The organism is Kribbella sp. NPDC054772 (assembly GCF_053611945.1).
The window spans coordinates 545,966-568,867 of the sequence record NZ_JBSHBJ010000001.1 but is presented as its reverse complement, the minus strand read 5'-3'; the positions used below and the strand labels follow the sequence as shown (position 1 = coordinate 568,867).

General features: G+C 67.4%; 24 protein-coding genes and 3 tRNA genes. 8 read left to right on the top strand and 19 right to left on the bottom strand.

The annotated features are described in order from the left end of the window. Window positions 1–132: 132 nt before the first annotated feature. The 5 genes from rplA to ACWGID_RS02835 form a co-directional block, all read right to left on the bottom strand. Window positions 133–855: a 50S ribosomal protein L1 gene (gene rplA / locus ACWGID_RS02855; RefSeq protein ID WP_452193784.1), complete on the bottom strand. Its 723-nt coding sequence runs from the start codon at window positions 853–855 to the stop codon at window positions 133–135. Window positions 856–952: 97 nt separating this feature from the next. Then, window positions 953–1,384: a 50S ribosomal protein L11 gene (gene rplK / locus ACWGID_RS02850; RefSeq protein WP_132319511.1), complete on the bottom strand. Its 432-nt coding sequence runs from the start codon at window positions 1,382–1,384 to the stop codon at window positions 953–955. Between the two features lie 11 nt (window positions 1,385–1,395). Further along, entirely contained in the window at window positions 1,396–2,337 is a 942-nt protein-coding gene (gene nusG / locus ACWGID_RS02845) for a transcription termination/antitermination protein NusG (RefSeq protein WP_452193807.1), read from the bottom strand. Between the two features lie 319 nt (window positions 2,338–2,656). After that, complete coding sequence (secE, locus tag ACWGID_RS02840; protein WP_130384685.1) at window positions 2,657–2,899, bottom strand: preprotein translocase subunit SecE; 243 nt, start codon at window positions 2,897–2,899, stop codon at window positions 2,657–2,659. A 55-nt stretch (window positions 2,900–2,954) separates the two neighbouring features. After that, window positions 2,955–3,027: transfer RNA gene (locus ACWGID_RS02835), tRNA-Trp, on the bottom strand. Between the two features lie 289 nt (window positions 3,028–3,316). Here ACWGID_RS02835 and ACWGID_RS02830 point away from each other — a divergent pair. The 4 genes from ACWGID_RS02830 (at window position 3,317) to ACWGID_RS02815 (ending at window position 7,337) form a co-directional block, all read left to right on the top strand. Then, the gene (locus ACWGID_RS02830; RefSeq protein WP_452193781.1) at window positions 3,317–4,555 is read left to right on the top strand and encodes a pyridoxal phosphate-dependent aminotransferase; all 1,239 of its coding nucleotides are present in this window, start codon (window positions 3,317–3,319) and stop codon (window positions 4,553–4,555) included. Further along, window positions 4,555–5,589, top strand: a complete 1,035-nt coding sequence (locus ACWGID_RS02825) for an adenosine deaminase (RefSeq protein ID WP_452193779.1) — start codon at window positions 4,555–4,557, stop codon at window positions 5,587–5,589. The genes ACWGID_RS02830 and ACWGID_RS02825 overlap by 1 nt, the downstream gene beginning before the upstream one ends. Further along, window positions 5,556–5,714: a phosphoglycerate mutase family protein gene (locus tag ACWGID_RS02820; RefSeq protein ID WP_452193778.1), complete on the top strand. Its 159-nt coding sequence runs from the start codon at window positions 5,556–5,558 to the stop codon at window positions 5,712–5,714. The genes ACWGID_RS02825 and ACWGID_RS02820 overlap by 34 nt, the downstream gene beginning before the upstream one ends. 252 nt (window positions 5,715–5,966) lie before the next feature. Next, on the top strand, window positions 5,967–7,337 hold the full coding sequence (locus tag ACWGID_RS02815) for a TrpB-like pyridoxal phosphate-dependent enzyme (protein ID WP_452193776.1): 1,371 nt from the start codon (window positions 5,967–5,969) through the stop codon (window positions 7,335–7,337). 30 nt (window positions 7,338–7,367) lie between these two features. Here ACWGID_RS02815 and ACWGID_RS02810 read toward each other — a convergent pair whose 3' ends face one another. Continuing rightward, window positions 7,368–7,871, bottom strand: coding sequence for a hypothetical protein (locus ACWGID_RS02810; protein WP_452193775.1), 504 nt, complete (start codon window positions 7,869–7,871; stop codon window positions 7,368–7,370). A 279-nt stretch (window positions 7,872–8,150) separates the two neighbouring features. On the opposite strand from ACWGID_RS02810, the gene ACWGID_RS02805 reads away from it, so the two are divergent. Genes ACWGID_RS02805 through ACWGID_RS02795 form a run of 3 tightly spaced genes read left to right on the top strand, consistent with a single transcriptional unit; the run spans window position 8,151 to window position 10,827 of the window. Next, window positions 8,151–9,530: a hypothetical protein gene (locus tag ACWGID_RS02805; RefSeq protein ID WP_452193773.1), complete on the top strand. Its 1,380-nt coding sequence runs from the start codon at window positions 8,151–8,153 to the stop codon at window positions 9,528–9,530. After that, window positions 9,527–10,177, top strand: coding sequence for a 2'-5' RNA ligase family protein (locus ACWGID_RS02800; protein WP_452193772.1), 651 nt, complete (start codon window positions 9,527–9,529; stop codon window positions 10,175–10,177). Before ACWGID_RS02805 ends, ACWGID_RS02800 begins: the two co-directional genes overlap by 4 nt. Beyond that, window positions 10,177–10,827, top strand: coding sequence for a hypothetical protein (locus ACWGID_RS02795; protein ID WP_452193770.1), 651 nt, complete (start codon window positions 10,177–10,179; stop codon window positions 10,825–10,827). The genes ACWGID_RS02800 and ACWGID_RS02795 overlap by 1 nt, the downstream gene beginning before the upstream one ends. On the opposite strand, the gene ACWGID_RS02790 is transcribed toward ACWGID_RS02795, so the two are convergent. From ACWGID_RS02790 to ACWGID_RS02745, 10 genes are all read right to left on the bottom strand, one after another. After that, the gene (locus ACWGID_RS02790) at window positions 10,824–13,034 is read right to left on the bottom strand and encodes an FAD-dependent oxidoreductase (protein ID WP_452193769.1); all 2,211 of its coding nucleotides are present in this window, start codon (window positions 13,032–13,034) and stop codon (window positions 10,824–10,826) included. The two genes, ACWGID_RS02795 and ACWGID_RS02790, sit on opposite strands and share 4 nt — an antisense overlap. 12 nt (window positions 13,035–13,046) lie before the next feature. Beyond that, on the bottom strand, window positions 13,047–13,934 hold the full coding sequence (locus ACWGID_RS02785) for a MurR/RpiR family transcriptional regulator (protein ID WP_452193767.1): 888 nt from the start codon (window positions 13,932–13,934) through the stop codon (window positions 13,047–13,049). 10 nt (window positions 13,935–13,944) lie between these two features. Beyond that, window positions 13,945–15,324: a hypothetical protein gene (locus tag ACWGID_RS02780; RefSeq protein ID WP_452193765.1), complete on the bottom strand. Its 1,380-nt coding sequence runs from the start codon at window positions 15,322–15,324 to the stop codon at window positions 13,945–13,947. Further along, window positions 15,321–16,145 carry a carbohydrate ABC transporter permease gene (locus ACWGID_RS02775; RefSeq protein ID WP_452193763.1) on the bottom strand — a complete coding sequence of 275 codons (825 nt, stop codon included), beginning with the start codon at window positions 16,143–16,145 and terminating at the stop codon, window positions 15,321–15,323. The genes ACWGID_RS02780 and ACWGID_RS02775 overlap by 4 nt, the downstream gene beginning before the upstream one ends. Further along, window positions 16,135–17,070, bottom strand: coding sequence for a carbohydrate ABC transporter permease (locus ACWGID_RS02770; RefSeq protein ID WP_452193762.1), 936 nt, complete (start codon window positions 17,068–17,070; stop codon window positions 16,135–16,137). The genes ACWGID_RS02775 and ACWGID_RS02770 overlap by 11 nt, the downstream gene beginning before the upstream one ends. Continuing rightward, window positions 17,070–18,305, bottom strand: coding sequence for an ABC transporter substrate-binding protein (locus ACWGID_RS02765; protein ID WP_452193760.1), 1,236 nt, complete (start codon window positions 18,303–18,305; stop codon window positions 17,070–17,072). The genes ACWGID_RS02770 and ACWGID_RS02765 overlap by 1 nt, the downstream gene beginning before the upstream one ends. 227 nt (window positions 18,306–18,532) lie before the next feature. Next, window positions 18,533–19,405, bottom strand: a complete 873-nt coding sequence (locus tag ACWGID_RS02760) for a type IV toxin-antitoxin system AbiEi family antitoxin domain-containing protein (protein WP_452193759.1) — start codon at window positions 19,403–19,405, stop codon at window positions 18,533–18,535. A gap of 154 nt (window positions 19,406–19,559) precedes the next feature. Continuing rightward, window positions 19,560–20,585 carry a UDP-N-acetylmuramate dehydrogenase gene (locus ACWGID_RS02755; protein ID WP_452193757.1) on the bottom strand — a complete coding sequence of 342 codons (1,026 nt, stop codon included), beginning with the start codon at window positions 20,583–20,585 and terminating at the stop codon, window positions 19,560–19,562. Continuing rightward, the gene (locus tag ACWGID_RS02750) at window positions 20,582–21,013 is read right to left on the bottom strand and encodes a MaoC/PaaZ C-terminal domain-containing protein (RefSeq protein ID WP_452193756.1); all 432 of its coding nucleotides are present in this window, start codon (window positions 21,011–21,013) and stop codon (window positions 20,582–20,584) included. The genes ACWGID_RS02755 and ACWGID_RS02750 overlap by 4 nt, the downstream gene beginning before the upstream one ends. Next, window positions 21,010–21,432, bottom strand: a complete 423-nt coding sequence (locus ACWGID_RS02745; protein ID WP_452193755.1) for an FAS1-like dehydratase domain-containing protein — start codon at window positions 21,430–21,432, stop codon at window positions 21,010–21,012. The genes ACWGID_RS02750 and ACWGID_RS02745 overlap by 4 nt, the downstream gene beginning before the upstream one ends. A 69-nt stretch (window positions 21,433–21,501) precedes the next feature. Here ACWGID_RS02745 and ACWGID_RS02740 point away from each other — a divergent pair, with 69 nt between their 5' ends. Continuing rightward, window positions 21,502–22,248, top strand: a complete 747-nt coding sequence (locus tag ACWGID_RS02740) for a hypothetical protein (protein WP_452193753.1) — start codon at window positions 21,502–21,504, stop codon at window positions 22,246–22,248. 70 nt (window positions 22,249–22,318) lie between these two features. On the opposite strand, the gene rpmG is transcribed toward ACWGID_RS02740, so the two are convergent. The 3 genes from rpmG to ACWGID_RS02725 all read right to left on the bottom strand — a co-directional run bounded on the left by rpmG (window position 22,319) and on the right by ACWGID_RS02725 (window position 22,740). Next, complete coding sequence (rpmG, locus tag ACWGID_RS02735) at window positions 22,319–22,486, bottom strand: 50S ribosomal protein L33 (RefSeq protein ID WP_130384703.1); 168 nt, start codon at window positions 22,484–22,486, stop codon at window positions 22,319–22,321. 63 nt (window positions 22,487–22,549) lie between these two features. After that, window positions 22,550–22,623: transfer RNA gene (locus ACWGID_RS02730), tRNA-Met, on the bottom strand. A 44-nt stretch (window positions 22,624–22,667) separates the two neighbouring features. Beyond that, window positions 22,668–22,740: transfer RNA gene (locus ACWGID_RS02725), tRNA-Thr, on the bottom strand. Window positions 22,741–22,902 lie beyond the last annotated feature (162 nt).

The window sequence follows — 22,902 nt, the reverse complement described above, 5'->3', positions numbered from 1 at the left end:
CCACCAACCTCAACAGGCCGGCCAACTCCTCCGAAAACGACACGGTCCCCGCAACTCCTCAAATCGAGGTGTTGCGAGGACCGCATGAACCCGCCAGATCCCGGGGGCTTCTGGTGTGACGGGGGTGGAGGCTCAGGCCTCGACCGAGTCCTCGGAGAGGTTGCGAGTCACGTTGGGGTCAACCTGGACGCCAGGGCCCATCGTGGTCGAGAAGACCGTCTTCTTGATGTAGCGGCCCTTGGAGCTGGCCGGCTTCAGCCGAAGGATCTCCTCGAGCGCGGCGCCGTAGTTCTCCACCAGCTGGGCCTCGTCGAACGACGCCTTGCCGATGATGAAGTGCAGGTTCGAGTGCCGGTCGACCCGGAACTCGATCTTGCCGCCCTTGATGTCGGACACGGCCTTGGTCACGTCCGGGGTGACCGTACCCGTCTTCGGGTTCGGCATCAGACCACGCGGGCCGAGGACGCGACCGAGGCGGCCGACCTTGCCCATCAGGTCAGGGGTGGCGACGACGGCGTCGAAGTCCAGCCAGCCGTCGGTGACCTTCTTGATCATGTCGTCGTCGCCGACGAAGTGGGCGCCGGCGGCCTTCGCGGCCTCGGCCTTCTCGCCGGTGGCGAAGACGAGGACCCGTGCCGTCTTGCCAGTGCCGTGCGGAAGGTTGACGGTGCCGCGCACCATCTGGTCGGCCTTGCGGGGGTCGACCCCGAGACGCATCGCGACGTCCACGGTGGAGTTGAACTTCTTGCTGCCGGCGGCCTCCTTGGCCAACCGGATCGCCTCGAGCGGCGTGTACAGGTGATCGAAGTCGATCTTGTCCGCGATCGCGCGGTACGCCTTACTGCGCTGTGCCATTACTACGGTTCCTCTCTGGGGTGTGGTCTCCGGGCGGCGCTTCGCCCTGCCACAACTACGTGAAGTGCTGAGTGGTACGTCGTACCGAGGGCTGTGATCAGCCGTCGACCGTGACGCCCATGGAGCGCGCGGTGCCCTCGATGATCTTCATCGCGGCGTCGATGTCGCGGGCGTTGAGGTCCGGCATCTTGGTGGTGGCGATCTCGCGGACCTGGTCCTTGGTGATCTTGCCGACCTTGTCGCGCTGCGGGACGGCCGAGCCCTTCTGCAGACCGGCGGCCTTCTTGATCATCTCCGGCGCCGGCGGCGTCTTGGTGATGAAGGTGAAGGAACGGTCTTCGTAGATCGTGATCTCGACCGGTACGACGTTGCCGCGCATGGACTCCGTCTGGGCGTTGTACGCCTTGCAGAACTCCATGATGTTGACGCCGTGCGGACCGAGCGCGGTACCGACCGGCGGTGCCGGCGTCGCGGCACCGGCCTGGAGCTGCACCTTGACCAGTGCAGCGATCTTCTTCTTGGGAGGCATTCGTCGGGTCCTTAGACTTTCTGGATCTGGTTGAAGCTGAGTTCCACCGGGGTCTCCCGGCCGAAGATCTCCACCAGGGCCTTGATCCGCTGGGCCTCGGCGTTGATCTCCGTGACTGTGGCGTGCAGGGTCGCGAACGGCCCGTCGACCACCATGACCGAGTCCCCGACACCGAAGTCGGCGACCTCGACCTTCTTCTTGGCCGCGGTCTTGGCGGGTGCGGCACCAGCTTCGGCTGCCGCCGCCTCGGCCGCCGCCACGACGGCCGGAGCGAGCATCTTCTCGACCTCTTCGAGGCTGAGCGGGACCGGCTTCTGGCTGTTCCCGACGAAGCCGGTCACCGACGGCGTGTGCCGCACGGTCGACCAGGACTCGTCGGTCAGATCCATCCGGACCAGGACGTAGCCGGGGAGCACCGTGCGCTTCACCATCCGGCGCTGCCCGTTCTTGATCTCGGCGACCTCTTCGGTCGGCACGATGATCTCGAAGATGTAGTCCTCCATGTTCAGGGAGTTGATCCGGTTCTCCAGGTTGCCCTTGACCCGGTTCTCCATCCCTGAGTACGTGTGCACCACGTACCAGTCACCGATCTGCGAACGTAGCCGGCTGCGCAGCTCCTCGAGCGGGTCACCCGGCTCCTCGGGCTCCGCCTCTTCGGCCTCGTCGTCGGCCTGCGCCGCGGCGGCGGCCGCAGCCAGCGCGTCCACGTCGGCATCGTCCTCGTCGTCGCTGTCCTCGTCGCCGTCGTCAGCGCTCGAGAAGACCACCTCGTCGGCCGCGGCCGGCGGCTCGGTGGTGGTCAGCGGCGCGGTCTCGGCGGTTTCCTCGGCCAGCTCCTCGGCGGCGTCCTCGACGTCGTCCTCGGTCACGACCTCGGTGACCTCGGACTCGTCGGCGGGTGCGACCACGACGACCGGCTCGTCGTCCGACGTGTCGGCGTCAGCGCTCGGCACCTCGGACTCGTCGTCGGCGGAGTACTCGTTCTCGTCCGCGTCGGCATCCTCGTCGTCGTCATCGTCATCGTCGTCGTCGAGATCCGCGAACGGGTCGTCGTCATCGTCGTCGTCACCGAAGAGGTCGTCACCGGTGGCGTTCTCGTCGAAATCGAGGTCGTCGTCGGAGTCGGATACGTCGAACTCGCCCTCGTAGTCGAGGACCTCGTCGTCGCGCTCGGACACGTCGTACTCCGTCATCTGTGCATCGGGGTCTTGTCTGCTTCGGGTCGGGTCAGGAGCCCGGGACCTGCGTGCGGTCGTCGGCCGTGGCGAAACCTCAGCCGAAGATCTTGAACATCGCCCAGCCGAAGGCGAGGTCGAGGACCGAGACGATCGCGATCACGAACACCACGAACGTCAGGACCACCACGAAGTAGGTGGACAGCTGCTTGCGGGTAGGCCAGACGACCTTGCGGAGCTCCGCGACAACCTGGCGGTAGAAGCGCAGCAGGCCCCTGCCCTGCTTGCCTTCCGCCGGCTTGCCGGCGCCGGACGGTGCCGGGGTGCGCGTCTCCGTCACGACCTACCTCTTTCGCTAGCGGCGGCCTGACCGGCCCTGCGCCGGTCAGGATTTGCAGGGCACGAGGGACTTGAACCCCCAACCTTCGGTTTTGGAGACCGATGCTCTGCCAGTTGAGCTAGTGCCCTCTGCAATCCATCTGGACGCCGCGTCGGACCTGATCTCGGGCATGCCGGATCAGGGCCATCAACGCCCGGACTAGATGAGTGTACGGGGTCGGAGCCACCTGGTCGAACTCAGCCTCTCGGCCTCCTTCGTCCTGACCCTGCCCGCACGACCCGTCACCAGGCGCCGCACCGCGGTCAGAACCATACAGCCTCCAGTGATCCCCAACGCACCACACCCCCGGCGCGTTCCCCGGACCACCCCGTGAAACCGCCGAACACCGCCGTACGGCGTGGTGCCAGGATGGTCGTCATGGGTTCCAGGATCTCGGCGCGGATCGGCGCCATCAGTGAATCGGCGACGCTGGCGGTGGACAGCAAGGCGAAGGCCCTCAAGGCGGCCGGGCGCCCGGTGATCGGGTTCGGCGCGGGTGAGCCGGACTTCCCGACGCCGGACTACATCGTCGAGGCTGCGGTCGCGGCAGCGCGGGATCCGAAGAACCACCGGTACACCCCGGCCGGCGGCCTGCCGGAGCTGAAGCAGGCGATCGCCGACAAGACCAAGCGCGACTCCGGGTACGAGATCGAGGCCGCGCAGGTCCTGGTCACGAACGGCGGGAAGCACGCGGTCTACAACGCGTTCGCGACCCTGCTCGACCCGGGCGACGAGGTGCTGCTTCCGGCGCCGTACTGGACGACGTACCCGGAGACGATCCGGCTGGCGGGCGGCGTACCGGTCGAGGTGCTCGCCGACGAGTCGCAGAACTACTGCGTCACCGTCGAGCAACTCGAGGCGGCGCGGACCGAGAAGACCAAGGCGCTGCTGTTCTGTTCGCCGAGCAACCCGACCGGCGCGGTCGACAGCCCGGAGGCGGTCGAGGCGATCGGCCGTTGGGCGCTCGAGCACGACCTCTGGGTGATCACCGACGAGATCTACGAGCACCTGACGTACGGCGACGCGACGCCGACGTCGATCCCGGTCGCGGTACCGGAGCTGGCGGACAAGACCGTCGTACTCAACGGGGTCGCCAAGACGTACGCGATGACCGGTTGGCGGGTCGGTTGGATGATCGGCCCGAAGGACGTGATCAAGGCCGCGACGAACCTGCAGTCGCACCAGACCTCGAACGTCTGCAACATCGCCCAGCGGGCCGCTCTGGCCGCGGTGTCCGGCGATCTGAGCGCAGTCGACGAGATGAAGCAGGCGTTCGATCGGCGCCGTCGGACCATGGTCCGGATACTCAACGAGATCCCCGGCGTCGAGTGCCCGGAGCCGACCGGCGCGTTCTACGCGTACCCGTCGGTCAAGGGCGTCCTCGGCAAGGAGGTTGCCGGGCGGACTCCGACCACGTCCGCCGAGCTGGCCGACCTGATCCTCGACGAGGTCGAGGTGGCGGTCGTGCCGGGCGAGGCGTTCGGCGCTCCTGGGTACCTGCGGCTGTCCTACGCGCTCGGCGACGACGACCTGGCCGAGGGCCTCGGGCGGATCGCGAAGCTGCTGGGGCGATCCCGGATTTCGCCGGTCGGGTACGGGCTCGGTAACCTTCGGTAATGACGCAGCGGGATCTGCGGGTGTTGCCGAAGACGCACCTGCATCTGCACTTCTCCGGGTCGATGCGGCACCTGACCCTGGTAGAGCTCGCGGACAAGCACGGCGTCCGGCTGCCCGATGCGCTGCGCACCGACTGGCCGCCGGAGCTGTCGGCGGCTGACGAGCGTGGCTGGTTCCGGTTCCAGCGGCTCTACGACATCGCGCGTTCGGTGCTGCGGACCGAGGACGACGTACGGCGTCTGGTGCGCGAGGCGGCCGAGGACGACCGGGCCGACGGTTCGCGCTGGCTGGAGATCCAGGTCGACCCGTCCGGGTACGCGAACCGGTTCCACGGGATCACCGAGTTCACCGATCTCGTACTGGACGCCGCGCGCGATGCGTCCGCGTCGACCGGGATCGACGTCCAGGTGATCATCGCCGCGAACCGGACCCGGCACCCGCTCGATGCCCGGACGTTGGCGCGGCTGGCCTCGCAGTACGTCGGACGCGGCGTGGTCGGTTTCGGACTGTCGAACGACGAGCGCCGGGGTACGACGTCTGAATTCGAGCCGGCGTTCCGGATCGCACGGCACGCCGGCCTGCTGGCGGCGCCGCACGGTGGTGAGCTCTGCGGGCCCGCCACCGTCCGCACCTGCCTGGACGAGCTCGGTGCCGGCCGCATCGGTCACGGCGTCCGCTCTGTCGAGGATCCAGACCTGTTGAAGCGGATCGTCGACGCGCAGATCGCTTTGGAGGTCTGCCCCGCGTCCAACGTCTCACTCGGCGTCTACCGCCGTCCCGAGGACGTCCCGCTCCGCGAGCTCTACGAAGCCGGCGCCCGCATCGCCCTCGGAGCCGACGACCCGTTGCTCTTCGGCTCCCGCCTGGCCGAGCAGTACGAAACCGCCCGCACCGTCCACGGCTTCACCGACTCCGAGCTCGCCGACCTGGCCCGCTCCTCGGTCCTCGCCTCCACCGCCCCACCAGAAACCCAAAAGTCCCTCCTCACCGAAATAGACCAATGGCTCGGCACCCCAGCCACCCTGCCGGTCTGACGATCTACCTGGCCCGCCACGGCCAGACCGAGTGGAACACCACCGGCCACCGCCAAGGCCGCCTCGACTCACCACTCACCCCCGTCGGCCTCCAACAAGCCACCAGAAACGCCGAACTGCTGTAGGCAGAGGAGCTCCACGATGGTGGGGCGGAGTGGGGCTCGGCGGCCGTTGGTGGTGTCGCATGAGATGATCGGGCGCGTGCTCCTGCGACGACTCGGTGTGGCCGATGCGCTGGGAACGCGGCAGCCTTCCGACGTGATTTATCGCGTGGAGGCAGGAGGAACGGTCGATCGGTTGGTGTGGGCAGAATAAGTGCCGGTTGAGTTCCGGTTCGGGTCATTGTTCGGGGGTCGGAGCGCGCCTAGCTTTGCGGTATGACGCCAACGAAGATCCTGCTTCCCGAGGACGAACTGCCAACGCGTTGGTACAACGTGCTTCACGACCTGCCGACGCCTCCGCCACCGGTGCTGCACCCAGGCACGGGCCAACCGATCGGCCCGGACGATCTCGCACCGCTCTTCCCGATGGATCTGATCCTGCAGGAGGTCTCGCAGGAGCAGTACGTCGACATTCCGGGCGAAGTGCTCGACGTCTACCGGCTGTGGAGACCCAGCCCGCTCTACCGGGCGCATCGTCTCGAGAAGGCGCTCGATACACCGGCGCGGATCTATTACAAATACGAAGGCGTCTCGCCGGCGGGCTCACACAAGCCCAACACCGCAGTCCCCCAGGCGTACTACAACGCGAAATCCGGCGTCCGAAAGCTCACCACCGAAACCGGCGCAGGACAGTGGGGTACGGCGCTGGCGTTCGCCTGCGCGCAGTTCGGGCTGGACTGTGAGGTCTGGCAGGTGCGGGCGTCGTACGACCAGAAGCCGTACCGGCGGACGATGATGCAGATCTTCGGCGCGACCGTGCACCCGAGCCCGTCGGAGCTCACCGAAGCCGGGCGGAAGATCCTCGCCGAGCACCCGGATTCCACCGGTTCACTGGGGATCGCGATCAGCGAGGCAGTCGAGGCCGCAGTACAGGATCCCGAGGTGCACTACGCCCTCGGATCGGTGCTCAACCACGTGCTGATGCACCAGACCATCATCGGCGAGGAAGCGCTGATGCAGTTGGCAATGGTCGGCGAGACCCCCGACCTTATCGTCGGCTGCACCGGCGGCGGGTCGAACTTCGGCGGCCTCGCCTTCCCGTTCCTGCGCGAGAGGTGGGCCGGGCGGATGTCACCGGTCGTGCGCGCGGTGGAGCCGGCAGCGTGCCCCTCGCTAACTCAGGGCACGTACGCGTACGACTTCGGCGACACGATCGGCATGACCCCGCTGATGAAGATGCACACCCTCGGTCACGACTTCGTCCCGGATCCGATCCACGCCGGCGGCCTGCGGTACCACGGGATGAGCCCGTTGATCAGCCACCTCTACGAAACGGGTGAGCTCGAAGCGGTCGCGAAGCCGCAGTCCGAATGCTTCGCCGCCGGACTCCAGTTCGCCCGGACCGAAGGCATCGTCCCCGCCCCCGAGCCCACGCACGCCCTGGCCGCCGCCATCGAAGAAGCTCAACGCTGCAAGGAATCCGGCGAGGAGAAGGTCATCCTGACGGCCCTCTGCGGCCACGGTCATCTCGACCTGGCCGCCTACGACGCGTACCTGTCCAACACCATGACCGACCGCTCCTGGGAGGACGCCGAGATCCAGTCAGCCGTTGCCGAGGCCCTCTCACATCTCCCAGCCCTCACCTGACGACCGCTCAACCCATCCGTCCGCAGTAGGTCAGCGGCCCCCGCGCTTCCACCAAGGCTTGGGCCGCTTGGCCACCGCGACCAGCCAATCCTCCGGAATCGCCCACCCACGGGAGGTCAACGCCTCGAAGTACTCAGCCTTCAGACTGTCCGGCAGCCAGTACGTCGCCTTGGCCCCACTGGACGCCTCGAAGTACGTCGTCCGTTGCCGACGGCTCCAAACCGTCGCCTGACTCGAGCTGTACGCAAGCCGCACGTAGTCCCACCGCGCCTGCTCGTCGTCCATGTCGAACTCGCGCTCGACGACCCGACCCTTCCCTCGCTGCGCCTGATCGATGTCATCGATCAGGCCCTGCACCACCGCCCGATGCTCGGTCATCTCGTCCGGCAGCCGCATCTCCACCGGATCCAGCACGACCGCGCCCAGCCGGGGCCGGGCAACCTCCAGGAACACCTCGAGCAGAGCGAACCCTTCCTCCACCCGTCCGAAGCGCGGCAGATCGGCGCGCAACGTCGTCACGGCTTCCTCAGGCACCCGACAACCTTAACCACCCACCCCGCACCCAGAGCCCAACTCGCGAGGGCTGCCCCTATCTGCCCCTGAATGCCCCACGCCGCTCACGCTCAGCGAGCGGTGTCGAGCCCGCACGATCCCCCGAGACGGAGGTCCCACCACGCGATAACGCCGGTCACGACGGCCGAAACCTCCTTTTCCACAACGAATTCGGGGCATCCTGGGGCAGCCAGGGGCAGATCATCCACAGGGCCCGATTTCCTGGTCGCGGAGGGTGTTCGGCGTCTTACAGTTACCGCCATGCCAGAGCCCAACGACTTGTTGCGGGCGGCGCGAGAGCGCACTCCGTCACGCCGCGCGCCGGGCGAATCCCTGTCCCGCGGCGAGCTCGCCGACACCATCTGTTCCTGGCTGTGGGAAACCACCGAGATCAAGTACGAACTCGACGGCCACTACATCGCCAAGCTGGAACGCGGCGCGGTTCGCTGGCCCGGCGCGGCTTATCGCTCCGGTCTACGCCACGTCCTGCAAGTTGCCGCCGACAACGAACTCGGATTCTTCCCGCCGTCCGGAACCTCCGCGACCGACCAGGACCAGCCACCACCCTCGATGGTCGGCCACGACGACGACCTGATCAACGCCGGTGACGAGTCCGTCGCGCTGCTCTCCTTCGCCGAGGAGTCCAACGTCGGCGAGCTCACCGTGGAGCAGCTTCGGGCCGACATCGAGCGGATCGCCCAGTCCTACCTCCGCACTCCGACCAGGCAGCTGTTCACCAAGAGCCGGGCCATCCGGAATCGCGCCTTCAACCTGCTGGCCGGCAACCAAGCACCCCGCCAGTCCCGCGACCTGTACTCGGCCGCCGGCTGGGCGATCACGCTGCTCGCCTGGATGTCGGTCGACCTCGGCCGGCCGGACGTCGCCGAGGCGCACACCCGGACGGCCTGGGCCTGCGCGGAGGCCGCGGACCACGACGCCCTGCGGGGCTGGATCCGCGCGACCCAGCACACCGCCGCGTTCTGGCAGGACGACTTCGCCCGAGCCGCGACGTACGCCGAGGACGGCCTGCGGTACGCCGCCGGTACGGCGCGACTGTTCCTCGCCAGCGCGGCCTCGGTCGACCTCGCCCGCGCAGGCCGACCGGACAAGGCCCGCGAACTCCTCGACGTCGCCCGAACGCTCAACGTCCGCCCAGCCGAGTCCGAACCAGGCGGCGTCCTGCTCTGTACGCCGGAGCGCGCCGAAGGCTTCTGGGCGGACACCTACCTGGCGTTCGGCGAGGCCCAGCGCACCGCGGACCACGCCGATCACAGCGTCGCCCTGTTCGAGGCAGCGCCGTACCCCCTCCGGAACCTCGGATCCGAACGGATGGCGCGGCTTCAGCAGGCGAAGGCCCGTCTGCTCCTCGGCGAGCTCGACGGTGCGCTCGAGGCCGTCGAACCGGTCCTGGACATCCCGATGGAGTACCGCGTCCGCCCACTGATCCAGCGAGTCGCCGAGGTAGCGGCCCTGACCTCGCCGTACGCGCGGAGCTCGACGGGCCGGATGCTGCGGGACCGGATCGCCGAGTTCACCCAGCGCCCCGCTCTCCCCACTCGCCAGCCCCGGCCGACGCCCAACGGACTGGCCGATGCCCACCGAGCCCATCCGGCACGACGCGCGAGAGAGGACCGGAGATGATCAAGGACGTCCGCAATCACTGGTATTGGCGCCCGAACTGGCGTCCCGGGCGATCGTTCTACACCTGGCACATCGTCTTCCCCGAGAACACGGCACTCCTCGAGCTGCACACGGCGTACCAGCAGCTGGTCGACTCACTCCCCGGCATCACCCCGGTCCCAGCACGCTGGCTACACCTGACGTTGCAAGGCGTCGGGTTTGTCGACAAGGTGCCGTCGGCGGATCTGCGTCCGATCGTCGAGGCCGCTCGGCAGCGGCTCGAACACTTCAAGCCGTTCGAGATCCGGATCGGTCCCGCGGTCGTCGACGTCGAGAGTCTGCAGCTCCCGGTGGCCCCGGTTGACCGGATGCGCCGGCTCCGCGCCCAACTGCGCGCCGCGATCACCGATGTCTGGGGCCCCGACTCCGTCCCCGCACTGCCCGAGTTGGACCCCCACATCTCTCTGGGCTACTGGAACCAGATCGCCCCGGCCGAGCCGCTCATCCAACGCACGCGGGCACTCGGCGGCGGGTACGGCACCACGCAGCTGACCGACGTCAGCCTGATCGTGCTCAACAGCGACCAAGAGCAGTACGAGTGGTCGACGTACGCCACCGTCCCGCTCGGGCTTCCGTTCCGCCGATCCGACGACACCGGAGCGGGCTGATGAGTGCGACCGCAGCCGACCTGCTGTCCGACGACGCGGCAGCGCTGGCCATCCGCGCGCTGCTGGACTTCCGCAGTCTCTGGACCACGCACGACCTGGTCACGACCACCGGCGTCCCGGCGCCGACGATCCGCCGCGTGGTCGAGCAGCTCGACCGGGAAGACCTGGTCGAGCGCACAGCGCCCGGCGTCGTCGCTGTACCGAGCTGGCTGGCCCTTCTACGTCGCTGGAACCGGGCGGCGCGCTTCGGCCGTAACGCTCGGCTGACGTACTGGCGCAGCAAACAACCCACTGGGAAGCTCCTGGACGACCTACCGGGCAGCTCGCTCCGGCACGCGGTCAGCGGGACCCAGGCTGCCCAGCACTGGGCTCCTGGTACGCCTAACGGCCCGACGGTGATCTACACACCCGATGCGGTGGCGGCAGCCACTGTCTGGGAGCTGATCCCCGCAACGAGCAGGTCGATCGTGTTGGCCGAGACAACCGAGGACATCGTCTACACCCGCACCCGAAAGACCGACACCGGCCTCCGCCTGGCTGCACCCGCCCAGGTCCTCTCGGACCTCCTGACAGGTGCAGCCACGTCAGCTCGCGTCGCAGACCCGCTGACCCGCTGGATGCAGGATCACGAGCTCGAGTGGCGCTACTAGTAGGCGCGGATCGACACCACGTGAGCCCTCGGAGCGCCGTTCGTCTTGTGCGCGGTCAGCCGGAGCTGGGTGACCGGCGTGGCAGTCTCCAGACGGTGGCGTTGGGTGCGGTGGTGGTTGGACGTGACCTCTGCGATCACCTGCCAGCCAGAGCCCTCGGTGCGGGCTTCGAGGGTGTAGTCGGCCAGGAGGGTCGGCAGGGTCTCGAACGGCGTGCGGTGGTGGTGCAGGTTGATGAGGTCCTCCTGGACATCCGCGTCCAGGACGACCACAACCTCGGACAGCTCGACCGGCTCCGGCCAGGTGAGCTGTAGCCACGGGGCCGCGTCCCACGCGAGGTCCTCGGAGGACCAGAGGTTCGGGCCGCCGTACGGGCGCGCGTAGCCGCCGATGACCTTCGAGGCGTCGTACGCCGTGGTCTCGCCGAGGCGGAGGCAGAGACCCTCGCGGGGCAGGATGTGCTTCCAAGCACGGAACTGCTCGGTCCACTGCTCATCGGCCGCCGGTTCGCGATGCGCGAAGTGCACGGTGCTCGGGAGCGGCGTGGTCGTGGTGTGAACTGAGATGCCGGGCGTCTTCTTCAGTACGACGAACGCGTTGGCAGGACCGGACGGGTTCCAGGTCAGCGGGACGTGGACCCAGCGCTTCTCGCCGGCCGGGATCTCAAGGGTGCAGGAGTCGATGAGTGCCGCGGGGAGATAGTTCTGCGGCTTGACCGGGTCATGGAGTTCGACGGTCAAGGAACCGCCGGTGGAGTCGACGAGGAGCTCGAAGCCGTCGAGGGCCGGATCGACGGGGAGGACCATGCCGACGTCGGTCGTCAGGGGCAGCGTTCCGGACGACACCTCCGCCGCGGACCGGGTGAGCGTGGACGATGCGGTGGCGGTCGCGGACAGCGCGAGGTTCGCCGGGTCGTCGTCCAGGACGCCGAAGACCGAGGAGTCGGCGCGGGTCATGGCGTGCTTCACCAGGTCGAAGTGGTCCTGCGCCAGTTCCCGCGGCGTCAGTCCGTTGCGTAGAGCAACAGACGCGCCGATACCGGCAGCCTCACCGAGCAGCGCGCACGTCGCCATCACCCGCGTCGTACCGAACGCGACGTGGCTGGCGCTGATGTTCCGGCCGGCCAGCCAGAGATTCCGCACGTTCTTCGAGTACAAGGAACGCAGCGGAATGTGGTAGATCCCGTCCGGGTGCCAGTGCTTCGACCCGCGCTCCGACGCGTAGACGCCGCCGGGCGGGTGCAGATCGATCGACCAACCGCCGAAGGCGACCGGATCCTCGAATTCCGTCTGCTCCAGTACGTCGTGCTGGGTCAGCACGTGATCGCCGAGAAAACGCCGGTACTCGCGTTTCCCCGGCACCGACCCGATCCACTCCAGGGTCAGGTTCTCCGCGTCGAACCGGCCGGAATTCTTGATGTAGTCCCAGATTCCGTAGACCACTGCCTGCAACTCGTCGCGGATCGCCTCGTTGTCGTCGACGACGTCCAGCGAACCGCCCCACTCGATCCACCAGAACGCGCAGCCGTTCATGTCCGTCCGGATCACCCGGCGTTCCGGAATCGCGGTTTCCGTGACGTCCCGCGCGAACGACGGCGGCACGAACCGCACCGGCTCGCCGGCGTCCTTCGTGTAGAAGAGGATCGTGCTGCCGAGCGTGTTCGAGTCCGGCACCTCGGGCGCCCACGACTCGTCGTACAGCGATTGCGGCTCCCGACCGGTCCGGTACTCCGCTCCCGCGAGCACTGCGACCAGCCCGTCGCCGGAACAGTCCACGAACACCGGGCTGACGAAACGGATTTCCTTTTCCGACCCCATCTGCCAGCCGGTGACCGACCGGATCTCGGAGTCGGCCGCCTCGACGGACCGGACGTCGGTGTTCAGGTACAGCGTGATCAGCGGCTCGGCGCGTACTGCCTCGAGCAGCACGAGGTCCCAGTAGTACGGGTTCCCCAGTGGGTTCTGGTACTGGTTCTCGACGAACAGCTCGCCCATGATGCCGGTCTCGCGGGCGAAGCTCTGGGTGCCGTGGGCGGTCGCCCCGCACACCCACACCCGCACCTCGCTGGACGAGTTTCCGCCGAGCATCGGCCGGTTCTGCACCAGGGCCACGGTGTTCCCCTGCCGCGCGGCGCCGATCGCCGCGCAGATTCCGGCGAGCCCGCCACCGACGACGGTCAGATCGGACTGGACCTCGAGCTGCTGCATCGACAAGACCTCTCAGGTATCTCGCTGGACGACGGGCTGCCCCGGCCCGTTCGGATGATGTGCGGTCAGGTGATCGGGCACCCGCTGTGCGACCAGGACGAACAACAGTCCGGCCGTCAGTACGTCGCTCGCGCGGCCGGCGAAGAACTCGGTCCAGGTCGCGCCGTTCGGCGTTCCGGTGTTGAAGGTGACGTCGGCGAACCGGCTGATCGGCGCGTCGACCATCCCGGTGATCGCGACCGTGAGCGCGCCCTGCTCGTGCGCCCGTTTGATGTACTCGAGCGTGGTCGGATCGGTTCCGGAACGCGCCACGGTCAGCGCGACATCACCGCGGCCGAGCAGGCCGGCCCCGATCTGCGAGGACTGCGGCCCGTCGAAGAACCACACCGGAATCCCGATCCGCAACAGCCGGATGTACAGCTCCCGGGCCGGGATCGCGTCCCCCCACTCGCCGTAGATGTGGGTACGCCGGGCGCCCGCGATCGCGTCCGCGACCTGGGTGGCCGCGGTCAGGTCGATCGCGGACAACGCGTTCCGCAATGCGTTCGCCTGCGTGGACGCGAGCACGTTCAGCACCTGCTCGGGCGGATCCGCCGGGCCGATCGCCAGCCCGATGTCACTCGCCCAGCCCGCCTCGAGGCCGCGCCCGACCTCCATCGCCAGCGCGGCCCGCAGCGCGGGATAGCCCTCGAACCCGAGGTGCGTGGACAGCCGCGTCACTGTCGCCGCCGAGGTCTGTGCGGCCCCGGCGAGCTTGGTGATCGACCCACGCGCGACCTCGTCCGGGCTCGCCAGGATCTGTTCGGCGACCCGCTGCATCGCGCCGTTCAGCTCGGGCAGGGCCTGCTTGACCAGCTGTAACGGACTCGGACTGCCGGCTCGTTCCATCGATGAATCCATTCCGTGATCATCACGTATAGACGAACTGGGCACTCGCCACACCGTCGGTGTCACTGACCACGCGCACCCAGTGCGCGCTGAACCCGTCGGGGAAAACGTGTGTCCGTACTTGTCCCGGTTCGACCGTCAGCGTCTCGACCGCGCCGAACCGGCCGTGCCCGTGGAAGTCGATCTCGAGCGTGATCGTGAGTGCGGTGTCGGAGAAGTTCTCCAGGTGCACGCACTTTCCGCGGAAACCCGTCATCAGGTACGGATCGGACGGAACGCCCGCGGAAACCGGTGTCTCCCACCACGGTCCGCCCCATCCGGCCGGCGGCCCGAAACTCCACAGGTCGTCGGTCTTGCCGAACCACAGTCCGGACTGCGGCTCGGCCGTCGTCGGGTTCATCCCGTGGCTCGGCGACGCGTTGTCCGCCCCGGCGACGAGCATTCCGCGCCAGGAGCAGAAGTCGCCGAGCACCCACAGGTGCGTGGAGATCGGCCGCACGCCCCAGATCCGCCCGCCGTACGCCCACGGCGACAGCTCGTAGAACATGCCGTGGTGGTCCATCAGCAGCCGCTCGTGCTCGACCTCGCGGATCCGCGGCCACTCGGTCTGCCACTTGTGGTCGAAGCAGTGCGACGCCTTCGGCAGCCGGTACCGCGTCCACTTCTGGTCGGACTCGGTGAACACCTCGAGGATCGCCGACGCGCGGTCCCAGCCGGTCGCGAAGATCGTGCCGCCGAACTCGTGCCGGCCGCCGATCGCGGTGAACGGGTCCTCGCGGAGGATCGTCCAGGACGTGCCGTCGTACTCCGCCAGGCGCCCGCGCGACCGTTCGCCGGCCCACTCCGGCTCGGCGTACTCGTTCGAGCACACCACCAGCCGGCCGAAGCTCGTGTAGCAGTCCTTGTAGTGGACCTTCATCTCGCCGTCAGTCCCGAGCTCGTCGTTCAGGTCGAACAGCTGCGTGCACTCGTACGTCGTGAGGTCGAGCTCGAACAGCTCGCCTTCCATCGCGAGCACATACACATGCGTGTCGGGCTTGGTCAGGTGCCGCGACGTACCGCAGACCCGGAGCGGCTGCAGCTCGGGGATCGTGACGATCTTGTGGTCGGTACTGATCACGTGCGGTCCGAGGACCAGTTGCGAGGTCGGAAAATGCACGAACCGGTTCGTGTACGTTCCGTCCACGCCGAGTGTTTCGGGAACGATTTCCATCGACAGATCGGCGTCGACCCGGCGCAGGCTCACTCCGCCGCCGGACGCAGCCTTGTGGGAGTTGTAGTTCTGGACGTAGAGCTTTCCGTTCCACGGCATCAGCGACCCGACGCCGATCTCGCTGCGTGGCGGACCGAAGTCGCCGATCTGGGCGAGATGCGGAAAGACACCGGAAACGTTCGTGGTCATTTGATTCCCGTATGAGTCATGGCGGCGATGAACCGCCGCTGCAGGACGACGAAGACGATCAGTACCGGCACGATCGAGATCACCGAGGCGGCCATCGTCAGGCCCGGTGCGATCTGCCCCTGTTCGTCGACGAAGTTCGTGAGGCTGAGCGGCAGCGTGTAGCGGTCGGGGTTGCTGATCAGTACCAGCGGGGTCTCGTAGTCGTTCCACGACCAGACGAACGCGAGAATGCCGAGCGCGCTCATCACCGGTGTTGCCAGCGGCAAGTAGATCCGGGTGAAGACCCGCCACTCGTTGGCGCCGTCCATCCGGGCCGCTTCGGCGAACTCGGCCGGCTGGCTGATGAAGAACTGCCGCATCAGGAACGTTCCGAGCACGGTGAACATCCCGGGCAGGATCAGCGCCCACAAGGTGTCGTAGAGCCCGAGTTTCTGGAAGTAGATGAACCGCGGAACGAGGAGCAACTGCGCCGGAATGATCGCCGTCGCCAGGTACAGCAGGAACAACTTGTCCCGCCCCTTGAACGACATCCGCGCGAATGCGTACCCGGCCATCGTCGCGGTGATCAGCTCACCCGCGACCCGCAGTACGGCGACGAACACCGAGCGACCGAACGCGGGCAGGACCGAGGTCGCCCCGCTCAGTACCGTGGTGAAGTTGTCCCACTGGAACGGGTTGGGGATCCACTGCATCGGGATCTTGTAGGCGTCCACGTCCGGCTTCAGCGCGGTCGAGATCATCCACGCGAACGGTGCGAGGAACGCGATCGCGAGGATCCACAACGGGATCCCCCAGATCCACTTGCTGTATTTACTGGTCATTGAGGGCCTTCCCTCGCTGCGCCCGCCAGGTGAGCAGGGTCAGGACGAGTACACCGGCGAAGGTCACCAGGCCGATCGCCGAGGCGTATCCGAAGCGGTAGAACTGGAAGCCGGTCTGGTACATGTAGTACGAGATCGTCGTGGTCGCGTCGCCCGGACCACCCGCGGTGATCAGTGCGATCAGACCGAAGCCCTGGGACGCGCCGATGATCAGCGTGACCAGCAGGAAGATCGTTGTTGGGAGCAACGACGGCCAGGTGATCACGCGGAACTTCGCCCACGCGGACGCGCCGTCGATGTCGGCCGCTTCGTACAGCTGCCGAGGCGCGTCCTGCAGCGCGGACAGGTAGATCAGCGAGCAGTACCCGACACCGCCCCAGACCGCCATCACGATCAGCGCGGGCAGCGCCCAGTGCGACGAGGCGAACCAGGCCGGCTGGATCCCGAACACGTCCAGCACCTGGTTGACCAGGCCGGCCTTCGGGTTCATCAGCATCAGCCAGGTCATGCCGATCGCGACCACGTTGACGATGTACGGCAGGAAGAAGATCGCCCGCAGGACGGCCCGTCCCGGGAGCGGCCGGTTCAGCGCGATGCCGAGAGCGAGCCCAAGTACGACGGTCAGCGGGACCGACACCACGACGTACACCAGGGTGAGGCCGATCGCGTGCCAGAACCCCGGGTCGCGGGCGATCGCGACGAAGTTGTCGAGGCCGTTGAACGTGATTCCGCCGATGCCGGAAACCAGGTTCCAGTCGGTGAAGGCGAGCACGACGACGCTGATCAGCGGGATCAGGGTGAAGGCGATCACGCCGAGCAGGTTCGGGGCGATGAACAGGAAACCGATCCAGCCGGACGGGCGGATTCCGGAACCTCGCTCCGTGCTGGCCGCCGTACGCGCGGTGGCGACCGTGGCGGTGGCCATCAGGGCCTCCTCTCGTTGCGGGCGATCGCGGCGTCGGCCAGCCGACGTACCTCACGGATCGCGACGCCCGGGTCCTTCTCCCCCAGCCAGCACAGGTCCCGCTGCTGCTTCACCGCCTGCGTGATTTCCGGAAACCCGGTCAGCCGGGTGTCGGTGGCGAGCTTTGGATCCGCGTCCAGGACGACGCGATGGAACGAGTCGAGATCGAAGTACTTCTCCGGCTCTTTCCCGAGCATTCCGGAAACGATCTGGTCGTCGGTGACGCTGCCGAGCGACGGCATCTTGCCGCCCTTGAGCATCGGCGTCGCACCCTCGGTCAGCCAGAACTTCACGAACGCCCAGGCCGCCTCGAACTTCGGCGACTTCGGGTTGATCATGATGAAGTTGCTGAACGAGCCGAGGTTCCAGTCCTTGCCGTCGACCGTCGGCGTCGGCGCGAACGCGACCTTGAAGTCGTGCGGGTACTTCTTCGCGTCATACAGGTAGCGCAAGTTGAACGGAGCCGTCGACCAGAGGTGGAACTCCTCGCCGAGGAACGAGTTCTGCTGGTACGCGTCCAGGTGCCGGGACAGTACTTCGGTCCACGGAAACGCCGTTCCGTCGGCGATCATCTCGCGACCGAGGCGGAAACCCTGCTCGAAGTGCGGATCACCGAAGTTCGAGCGGTCGCCGTCGTACCAGTAGTTGGGACCGAGGGCGATCCGGGCGACGTCGGGGAGCGTGTACGTTCCGACCGTCTTGTCCGTCGTCAGTTTCCGGGCCGTCGCGCGGAACTCGTCGATCGTCCACGCGTGCGGGAGGTCGACGCCGGCCTGCTGCCGGAGTTTCTCGTTGAACAGCACGAAGTACGGCTCACGAGCGGTGGCGAGCGCCTTGACCCGGCCCTTGTCGATATACGACCGCGGCTGCTCGGTGTCCAGGAACACCTTCAGACCCGGGTCCGCGGTCACGCGATCGGTCAGGTCCGCCGCCAGTCCGGACCCGGCCCGCAACGCCATCGCACCCTGGGAGTAGGTGAAGTACACGTCGATGTCGACGCCACCCTGGAGGGCGGTGTCGAGCTTGAGGTTGCCGCGGTCGTCGTTCACGAACCGCGTGTAGTTCACCTTGTACTGCGGAAACTTCTGCTGGAACGCCTTCACCACATCGGCCGGCCCGGATGCTGCCGGGACCCCACCCCACACCTGCAGAGCACTCGACCGCCCGCTGTCGCCGCCGGAACACCCCGGCACCACAGCCGCAGCCAACCCTGCCCCGGCCCCGGCCAGAACCTCCCGCCGAGAAAATCTTTTGCGCCTCACTACCCACCTCCCACCAGATTGCGTAAAAGATTAGCAATCCGAGGCGCCCCTGCCTACCCTCCACGTAAATCTTTTTCACGCACCGAAGAACGGGTAGTGGTCCCCTGATCGGCCCCATCTGGCCCACCCCCACGCTCGCGAGCGCACCGCCGAGGCCAGCACTACCCGTTCTTCGGTACGCCGTTCCGGCACGCGAGCGCACTCCCCACGCTGCCCACCACCCACCGCGGATCGCCGATCACCTGCTGATACGCGAACCGCAAGACGAGCCACCCGGCCGCCACCAGATCGTCGTACCGGCGACAGTCCGCGGCGAACTTGGCAGGCGAGCCGTGGAACTCGTACCCCTCGGCCTCCAGAGCGACCCGGGCTGCACGGTTCCCGAGGTCGACCCGCATCCGGGACTCCCCGGTGTCCACCACCAACTGCGGTTCGAACCCCTCGATCCCCGCGGTCACCAGCAGGCTTCTGAGCATCGACTCGAGAAAGCTCTCCGAGAGACTGGTCGCCTCGGCCCCGACCCGCAGAGCGTTCGGCCGACCGGGGCCGGCCATGGCCACCGTCGCCGCGATCAACTCCTCGTGGGTCACCCGTCCGGTGGCCAACGCCGCGTCAGCCACCGCCAGCGCTTCGCCGAACGGGAGAATGCGGGCACAGTCCAGGACCGTTCGCAGCAGCGACGTCCGGCGCGCCAGCCGATCCGCCGACGGCAGGTCCGCCCAGTGCAGGACCGCCGGCGGCGCGGCCTTCGCGTTCCGGTCCATCGGCAGCGTCACATGAGGCTTGGCCGGGGAGGACAGGAGCGGCAACCGCCACACCGCGGCAGCGCTCACATGCGACAGCACGCCGTCATGTGCGATCGCGGTGGCCAGGTCGATCGCAAGCCCTGGCAGTCCGTAGATCCCGCGGGTCAGCCGCTCGACGTCACCACGCCGGACAGCTGCCGCCAGCGTGCGCCGCGACGTCGCCCGCACCAGGTCGGCGGACGTCGCCCAGCCACCCAACCGGGCGAGCACCTCCACGACGGAAACCACCGACGCATAGTGCCTGCTGAAGCCAGTTCTGTGCCGAGCTTTGTCCACAGGTACCGAAGGACGGGTAGTGGTCCGGCTCCGTCGGTGGGAGCAGGCGTAACCGAACCGACCAGTCAGCCGGAGCGTGTACCACTACCCGTTCTTCGGTACCGGGTCAGAAGTCGCAGTTCACCAGGACGGGTTCGTTGACCAGGGTGATGTTGAAGGACTGCTGGACCTGCGCGCGAACGTGGGCCGCCAGGGCGAGAAGTTCCTTCGCGGAGGCCTGGCCCCGGTTGGTGAGGGCGAGGGTGTGCTTGGTGGAGACGGAGGCGCCGCCGATGGCGAAGCCCTTCGAGACGCCGGCGTGCTCGATCAGCCAGGCCGCGCTGGTCTTGACGCGCCCGTCCGGCTGCGGCCATTGCGGCGCACCGGCCGGTACTTCGGCGGGCGTGTCGAGGATCGGGTTGGTGAAGAACGAGCCGGCGCTCCACGTGTCGTGGTCGTCGGCGTCGAGAACCATCCCCTTGCTCCGGCGCAGACCGAGCACGGCCTCGCGGACCTCGGTCATCGGCGCCCGGGAACCCGGCTCGACGTCGAGGACACGCGCGAGTTCGGCGTACCCGACAGGTGCCGACAGGTCGCCGAGCTTCAGCTGGAACGTGACCTCGAGGACGACGTACCGCGCCGGGTCGGCCTTGAAGCGGGAGTTCCGGTAGGAGAATCCGCAGTCCGCCGCGAAGATCGTCCGGACCGCGTTCTCGACCCGGTCCCAGACCCGGACGGAGGCAACGGTTTCCGCGACCTCGTGCCCGTAGGCCCCAACGTTCTGGACTGGGGTCGAGCCGGCGAGCCCGGGAATCCCGGACATCGACTCGAGGCCGCTCCATTCCTCCGCGATCGCGCGCTGGACGACGCCATCCCAGTCCTCACCTGCGGCGATCCGCACCATCGCGCCGGAACACATGTCCGCGTCGACCCGGATTCCGGAGGTCGCGACCTTCACGACGGTGCCGCGGAAACCGTCGTCACCGATCACGACATTGCTACCGCCGGAAAGCAGCAGAACCGGTTCCCCGGCCGCATCCGCATCCCGGACCGCCGTGATCAGGTCGTCCTCGGTAGTGACTTCGATGAACTTGTCGGCCGACCCGCCGATCCGCAGCGTGGTGTAGTCGGCCAGCGACACGTGCGTTCTCACCGGACGCGCACGACCGCCCTGGCCCGGCCGAGGACCTTCTCCTCGCCGGCAACCGCCGTGATGTCGATCTCGGCCTGCCCGTCGGCGACCTTGTCGACCTTCGCGGAAAACGTCACACTCGCACCCTTGTCGTCATCCGGTACGACGACCGGCTTGGTGAACCGTACGCCGTACTCGACCAGGTCGGCCGGGTCGTCGATCCAGTCCGTGACGACCCGCACCGCGGTCGCCATCGTCAGCATTCCGTGCACGATCACGCCGGGCAGCCCGAGCGCGCCGGCCATCCGGTCGCTCCAGTGGATCGGGTTGAAGTCGCCGCTCGCGCCGGCGTACCGGACCAGGTCCTCGCGCCGGAAGGTGACGGTCAGCGGCGGGAGCTCCGTGCCTACCTCGGCTCTACTGTTTGTTCGCTCGCTGCGCTCGCTCATGCGTCCGCCCGGTTGTGCGAGAGGGTCGACGTGGAGGTGGCGATCGGCTCGCCGTCGACGGTGGCCAGGGTGGTCTCGTACATGATCACCTCGACTGGACCGGCCTTGCGCACGGTGGTGATGGTGGCGGTCGCGGCGATCTCGTCGCCGGCCTTGATCGAGCGGGTGTAGCTGAACTTCTGCGCGCCGTGCACGATCCGGTCCAGCCGGAGACCGAGTTCGTCGTCGTTCAGCAGCTGCTCGAGCGCGCGGCTGCCGATCACGAAAGCGAACGTGGGCGGCGCGATCGCGTCATCGCCCCGGTACGCCGGGTTACCGTCACCGATCGCGTCGGCGAACTCCCGGATCTTCTCCCGGCCGACCTGGTAGGACTCGGCGGCCGTGTAGCTCCGGCCGACCATCGTGGCGTCGATCGTCATATCCGCTAACCCTACTGGCAGACTGTGGCCCGGGTTTCCGCCACCCACGATCCGACGGAAAGGTCGAACGTGACGGCAGTGGCGGCGCTGGCCAGGTACGCGCCTCGGTACAAGGTGGAGATCGGCGAGCCGGAAGGCTCCGAGTGGCTGCGGGTGGACCGCATTCTCGAGCCGGGCAGTCCCGAGCTCACCGAGCTGCTCAAACGCGACGACGAGGCCAGTTCGCACCGCTCGGCCCACGCCAACGCGCTCAGTCTGATGTCGTTCTACGCCGGTCGTGCGCCGGCGACCGCGCTGTTGCTGTGGGCGTTGGAAGGCCGAGTACTCGACATCCGCCCGGAAAACCTCTGGGTCCGCCCGCACGACGGACACGGAATCGCGGCCGTCGCGATCCGTTCCGCGGGTTTCCTCCCCGGCGGCCTGAAAACGTTGTACGACGTCGTACTGCGGAAACACCTGCTGCCACTTTCCGAGGAGTTGCACCGTCGGACCCGGGCCGGGCTCCGGCAGGTGTACGGCGGCGTCGCGGCGGGCTGTGCGATGGGATTCTGCGCTGCCACGCGGGAGGAGGTCACCGTGGAGCCGGCGTTCCTGCTGGAGCGGTGGCGGACCTTCGCGGCGAACGCGCCAGGTGGACTGGCCCGACTCGGGGACGTCGAGATCGCGGCAGAGAAACTCGTCTACCTGCGGAAAACCTGCTGTCTCTATTACACGAGCGAGGTCGGCGACGGCACTCTGTGCGGGTCCTGCTGCCTCACTCCTCGTGACGAGCGTCTCACCGCCTACGAGGGTGGGCGCCCGATCCTCACGGTGTGAGGGCGCTCGTGGGAACAGCAAAAGGCCGCTTCGGATGATCCGAAGCGGCCCTTGCGAAGACGACCTGAGGTCAGCGGGTCTCGCGGTGGTCGGTGTGGTCGTTGCACCGGTGGCAGTACTTCTTCAGCTCAAGACGATCCGGGTCGTTGCGCCGGTTCTTCTTGGTGATGTAGTTCCGCTCCTTGCACACCGTGCACGCCAGCGTGATCTTCGGGCGAATGTCGGTCGACTTGGCCACAGCTACCTCTTCATGTCATGAGTACGCAACTTGGGTGATCGCACTCTCGAAATACTGATTCGGTAGCGGGGGCGGGAGTCGAACCCGCGACACCACGATTATGAGCCGTGTGCTCTAACCACCTGAGCTACCCCGCCGGGTGAGTCAGGCATCCCACCCGAAGATGGGATGCCACACTCTGAGCCCCTTTACGGAATCGAACCGTAGACCTTCTCCTTACCATGGAGACGCTCTGCCGACTGAGCTAAAGGGGCGGGCCGAGGAGAGAGATTACACGGTCTCCCGGCCCGATGTGAAATCGGGTCAGGAGCGCCTTGCAGGCCCCTCAGTCCGTCCCGGAAAGCATACCGGCTCCACGGAGTGCTCCTGACCAATTTTCCGAACCGGTGTCGAGAACGGTCCGGCGGCTTCGTCAT